Here is a 5,410-nt window from a genome sequence, read left to right as displayed (position 1 = left end):
TCCTCGGACATCGTTGCGGGTGGGGGTGGGTGCCGAGGGGGCGCGGCGCTGGCCGCCGGGTCCTCGCGCGCGGAAGGATTACAGCTCGATGCGATCTGGGCGGACCGCCTCTACGCGGGCGGTCCCGTGCGCAATCCGAGCGCGCCGGAGGATCACAGCTTGATGTCGACGTACGCCTTGTTGCGCAGTTCCGCGAGCCACTCGGTCGTCTTGCGGTCCATCTCGCGCCGGAACAGCTCGCCGCGGATCTGCTCTTTGACCTCGTCGAACGGCTTTTGCTCCACTTGCTCGAGGTCGCTCACGTAGAACACGTGCAGTCCGTTCGGCCCGCTGATCGGCCCGCGCACCTCGCCCTTGGACATCGAAAACACGATCGCTTCCCACTCGGTCGGTAGCGAGCCGCGCTCGATCCACCCGAGGTCGCCGCCGTCGGCCTTGGTCGCGTCGTCGTCTGAGTACTCGCGCGCGAGGTCCGCGAAGGGAACGCCCGATCGCGCCTTGTCGATGACCTCCGCGGCGCGGGCCTTCGCCTGCGCGAGCTGGGTCGCCGACACCTTGGGCGGTACCGCGATCAGCACGTGATGCAGATGCACCCGTTTGACCGCTCCGGACCGGCGGCTGCGCGCGTCGTACGCGGCGCGCACGTCCTCGTCGGTGACGGACACCTTCGGTCGCACGAGCACGTTGATGGCGCGCATGCGCAGGATCTGCCGGCGCACGTCCTCGCGGTAGCTGGACATCGTATAGCCCTGCATGGCGAGCGCCTTCGCTAGGCCCGCGTCGTCCAGGTTGTTCTGCTTCTTGATTTCCGCCAGCGCGTTGTCGACCTCGCGCTCGGACACCTCGAGCTTCGCCTCCTTGGCGGCTTCGAGCACGAGTCGTTCGTTGACGAGGTCGTCGAGAACCTGCTGCGCGAGCGCCCGCCGCCGGCGTTCGCGTTCCCGTTCGTCGCGGATGTCGTCGAGACTCGCGGCGAGCGGCAGCAATCGGCGCTCGAGGTCGCTCTGCAGGATGATCTCGTCGTTGACGACCGCGACGACGCGGTCGAGCAGGACCCGCTTGCCGTTTCCATCCACCGCCGGCGTGGTCCCGGACGCAGCCGGCGTCCGCTCGCCGTCGTCGGCGCGTGCCGGCACGCTGGCCGAGACCGCGGCGATGGCGATCGCGACGGCGAAGCGAGCGGCCGTAGCAAGGCGACTGGCGACCATGGCGTGCATCGGTTCGACCGCGCAAGTTCCCGTTCAGTTGCCCGCGGGCGCGCGCGGGCTCCGCGGGGCGCCGTGGCCGTGCGGCCCGCCGGCCGGGGCCGACGTATCGACCCGCACCTTGCTCAGCGCGGCTTCGTCGATGGTGATCTTCGCCTTCGCGCGCAGCTCCTCGATGAACTTCTTTTGCGCTTCCGTGCGCTTTTCGCGGTAGAGGCGGTTTTGGATCTGGCGCTTGACCTCATCGAACGTCTTGACGAGTGCCTTGCGGTGGCCCGTCTTCTTGATGATGTAGAAGCGGCCGTCGGTGCCCTTGATGGGGCCGGCTACATCACCCGTCTTGTCGAGGCCGAACGCGGCCTCCACCACCGCCTTGTCCACGGCGTCGGTGTCGCGCGCGAAATAGCGCAGGTCGCCGCCGCGCACCTTCGATGCGTCGTCGACGGAGTACTGCGCGACGAGTTCGCGAAATCCCTTGTTGGTGCGGCCCTGCTCCCCCTTGGCGAGCTTGGCGACCTTGTCGGCGGTCTGGGCGTCCTTGACGACGATCGCCGACACGCGGACCTCTTCGGGTTTGTTGTATTCGTCGCGGTGCGCGTCGTAGAACGCTCGCATCTCCTGCTCGGTGATGTCCTCCGGCTTGATCGCGTTTTCGAACTGATCCTTCATCAACTTCTGGATCATCACCTGCTTCATCGTGCGCACGACGTCCGGGTCCTTGTCGAGACCGCGGCGGAACGCCTCGCCCGCGAGCACTTCGAACCGGATGAGGTTGTCGAGAAATTCCTTCTTCTGCTCGAGCGACGTGTAGCGCGCGCGAATGTAGGGCGATTGCTGATTGATGCGGTCCTGAAATTCGCGCACCGTGATCACGGTGCCGTCTACCGTGGCCAGCGGCGTGTCGAGGTCGGCCTCGGTCTGGCCCGGTAGCGCACTGCCGCCGGGCTGCCCGCCGCGGGAGGCGTCATCGCCGGCGGTCTTGTTGCAAGCGAGCGCGCACGCGAGCAGCGACGCCAGCGCCGCGCGGGTCGGGACAGAACGCGATTGCAGCATGGTCGGCTCCTAATTCAGCGGGACTGCGTACCATACGCCACCAGATCCAGCAAGGCGGCGCGCGCGACGCCGATCGGGTCGTCGCGCTCGGGGCCGCGCAGCTCGCGCTGCAGGCGCATGTCCGGGGTGAGGCGCCACGCCGACCCCCGCGCGCCGACGAGCGCCGCGACGCGGTCCGCCGGCAGCGGCGTATCGTCCGCCAGCGCGAGCGACAGTCGCGCCGCCGACAGGTCGACCGACACGGCGCGCAGGCGGCGCGCCAGCCCCTTGACGACCATCAGCTCGCCCAGGCGGCGCACTTCGTTGGGCAGTGCGCCGTACCGGTCGGCGATCTCGTCGAGCAGCGCCGCGATCTCGTCCTCGTCCTCCGCCGTCGACAGCCGCTTGTACAGGTCGAGCCGCTGGCCGGTGTCGGGAACGTAATCGTCCGGAATCCACCCGGGCACCTCGACGTTCAGCTCCGGGTCGCGCGGGCGCGCGATCGGCTCGCCGCGCAGTTCGGCCACCGCTTCGTCGAGAATCGCGGTGTACTGGTCGAAGCCGACCTGCGAGATCATGCCCGACTGTTTCGCGCCGAGCAGGTCGCCGGCGCCGCGGATCTCGAGGTCGTGCGACGCGATGTGGAAGCCGGCGCCGAGTTCCGAGAACCGCTGCAGCGCCGCGAGCCTCCGCTTGGCGTCGGCCGTCAGTTTGTCGGCCGGCGGCACGAGCAAGTAGCAGAACGCGCGGCGATTGGAACGGCCGATTCGCCCGCGCAACTGATACAGCTGCGACAGGCCGAACGCGTCGGCACGGTCGATGAACATCGTGTTCGCGCGCGGGATGTCGATGCCGTTTTCGATGATCGTCGTGCACACGAGGATGTCGTACTGGTGGTCGACGAATGCCACCATGACGCGCTCGAGTGAGTCGGCATCCATCTGGCCGTGGGCGGTCGCGATCCGCGCTTCGGGAACGAGCTGGCGGAGGTGGGCAGCCCATTCGGCGAGGCTGCGCTGGCGCGTGCCGCGCTTTTCGCCGATGCGATGGCACACGAAGAACACCTGGCCGCCGCGCGCCAGCTCTCGGCGGATGCCCTCGCGCAGCACCCCGTCGTCGGGCCGCGCCACGAACGTTCGAATCGATCGCCGGTCCGCCGGAGGCGTTGCGATGATCGAGATCTCGCGCAAGCCGACCATCGCCATGTGGAGCGTCCGCGGGATCGGCGTCGCCGTCAGCGTGAGCGTGTCCACCAGCGTCTTGAGCTTGCGCAAGCGCTCCTTGTGGGCGACGCCGAATCGCTGCTCTTCGTCGATCACGATCAGCCCGAGGTCCTTGAACCGCACGTCGGCCGACAACAGCCGGTGCGTGCCGATCACCACGTCGATCGAGCCGTCGGCGAGGCCGCGGACGACTTCCGTTTGCTGTTTGCGCGGCGTGAACCGCGACAGCCGCGCGAGGCGGACCGGCCAGCCGGCGAATCGGCGGCCGAAGCTGAGGAAGTGCTGCTCGACCAGCACGGTCGTCGGGGCGAGGACGGCCACCTGTTTGCCGCCGAGCACGGCCTTGAGAGCGGCGCGTACGGCGACTTCGGTCTTGCCGTAGCCGACGTCGCCGCACACCAGCCGATCCATCGGTCGCGGCGCCTCCATGTCCGCGAGTACGTCGTCGATCGCTTTTTGTTGGTCCGGCGTCTCCTCGAATTCGAACGTCGCCTCAAACTCGTCGAACATCGCGTCGCGCGGGCCGAAAGCGTGGCCCTCGAGTGCCTGTCGCTGTGCGTACAACTGCAGCAGCTCCTCGGCGAGCGCGCGCACCTCGCGCGACACCTTCTTGCGCGTCTTCTCCCAGGTCTGGCCGCCTAGCTTGTCCATGCGCGGCTTGTGACCTTCGACGCCGACGTAGCGCTGCACCTCGTTGAGTCGATAGACCGGCAGATAGAGGGTGCCGCCGACGTATTCGATGTGGACGAAGTCGATCGGCGTGCCGCCGATCGGCAGCTGCGCCAGTCCGCGATACCGGCCGACCCCGTGCAGTTGGTGGACGAGCAGATCTCCCGGGGTGAGTTCCGAGAAGTCGCTGACGCCGCCGGTGAGCGCGTCGCGGGCGCGCCGGGCTGCCGCGCGCTGCTCTGGAGAGGGGCGGCGCCGCTCGCCGAAGATGTCGTCGTCGGTGACGAGCGCAATCCGGTCGGCCGGCAGGGCGAAGCCGCGGCTCAGCTGGCCGGCCACCAGCGCCGGCGGGCCGCCGGCTTCCAGCGCGTCGAAATCGATGGCCGCGTCGTCGCGGCGGTCGACCGTCACGCCGTATTCGGTCAGCAGGCCGACGAGTTGGTCGCGCCGCCGTGCGCTGTCGCAGGCGATCGCGACGCGCCAGCCGTCGGCCCGCCACTGGCGCAGCGCGGTGACGAGCGGTGCCATCAACTCGTCGGCTTTTTGGCGGCGCGCCTTGTCGAGTTCGGCGCGCAGGCGCGCGTGGTCGTCCACCGCGATGCGAACGCCCGGCAGGTCGGCGTCGGCGTACTCCATCGGGCGCACTTCGATGCGTCGCACGGGCGCGCTCAGTTGCGCGCGGATCGCGTCGGCATCGACGTAGAAGTCGCCGGGGGGAAAGGCGAGACGATGGTCCGCGATGCGCTCATCGTAGCGGGTGGCGGCGATCTCCAACTCGTCAGTCGCGGCGCGGGCGATCCCCTCGGGGTCGACCGCGATCCAACGGGAACGATCGGGTGCGGGCAGGTACTCCGCGACGGCCGCCATGCGGGCGTGGAACGCGGGCGTGAGCGTTTCGATGCCGACGAACTCCTCACCGGCGTCGATGGCTTCGATCACGCGCCGGGTCTGCGCGGAAGGGTGACGTGCGGCGTCGGCGGCCGCGAGAATGCGGGCCCGCGGGTCGGCGCCGCGCGTTCGCACAGTCTCGCGAACAGGATGAATGTACAACTCTTTGAGGTCGCGCAAAGTGCGCTGGGTTTGCGGATCGAACGAGCGCATCGTGTCGACCAGGTCGCCGAACAGCTCGATGCGCACGGGGTAGCGGTACAGCGGCGGGAAGATGTCGAGTACGCCGCCGCGCACCGCGAACGTCCCCGGATCTTCGACGACCGGCACCCGCGCGTAGCCGGCGCGCACGAGCAGGTCGACGGTGCGGTCCCGGTCGATCTCCTCCTCCGC

At 68.9% G+C, this 5,410-nt stretch carries 3 protein-coding genes; all 3 read right to left on the bottom strand.

Translation table 11 applies throughout. The features are described from left to right. Positions 1 to 152: 152 nt before the first annotated feature. Positions 153 to 1,217, bottom strand: a complete 1,065-nt coding sequence (locus D6689_20620; protein RMH37867.1) for a hypothetical protein — start codon at positions 1,215 to 1,217, stop codon at positions 153 to 155. A 24-nt stretch (positions 1,218 to 1,241) separates the two neighbouring features. Then, a complete protein-coding gene (locus tag D6689_20615; GenBank protein ID RMH37866.1) occupies positions 1,242 to 2,258 on the bottom strand; it encodes a peptidylprolyl isomerase in 1,017 nt (338 codons plus the stop codon). Positions 2,259 to 2,272: 14 nt separating this feature from the next. After that, a partial coding sequence (gene mfd / locus D6689_20610) for a transcription-repair coupling factor (GenBank protein RMH37865.1) occupies positions 2,273 to 5,410 on the bottom strand: 3,138 nt, incomplete at its 5' end.

It is taken from the genome of Deltaproteobacteria bacterium (assembly GCA_003696105.1).
GTDB lineage: Bacteria > Myxococcota_A > Polyangia > Haliangiales > J016 > J016.
This window is presented reverse-complemented; position numbering and strand designations above follow the sequence as displayed.

What these genes read in the sequence shown, in the direction of transcription:
- D6689_20620 (RMH37867.1), bottom strand. Translation starts at nt 1,217, where the DNA reads ATGCACGCCATGGTCGCCAGTCGCCTTGCTACGGCCGCTCGCTTCGCC.
- D6689_20615 (RMH37866.1), bottom strand. Translation starts at nt 2,258, where the DNA reads ATGCTGCAATCGCGTTCTGTCCCGACCCGCGCGGCGCTGGCGTCGCTG.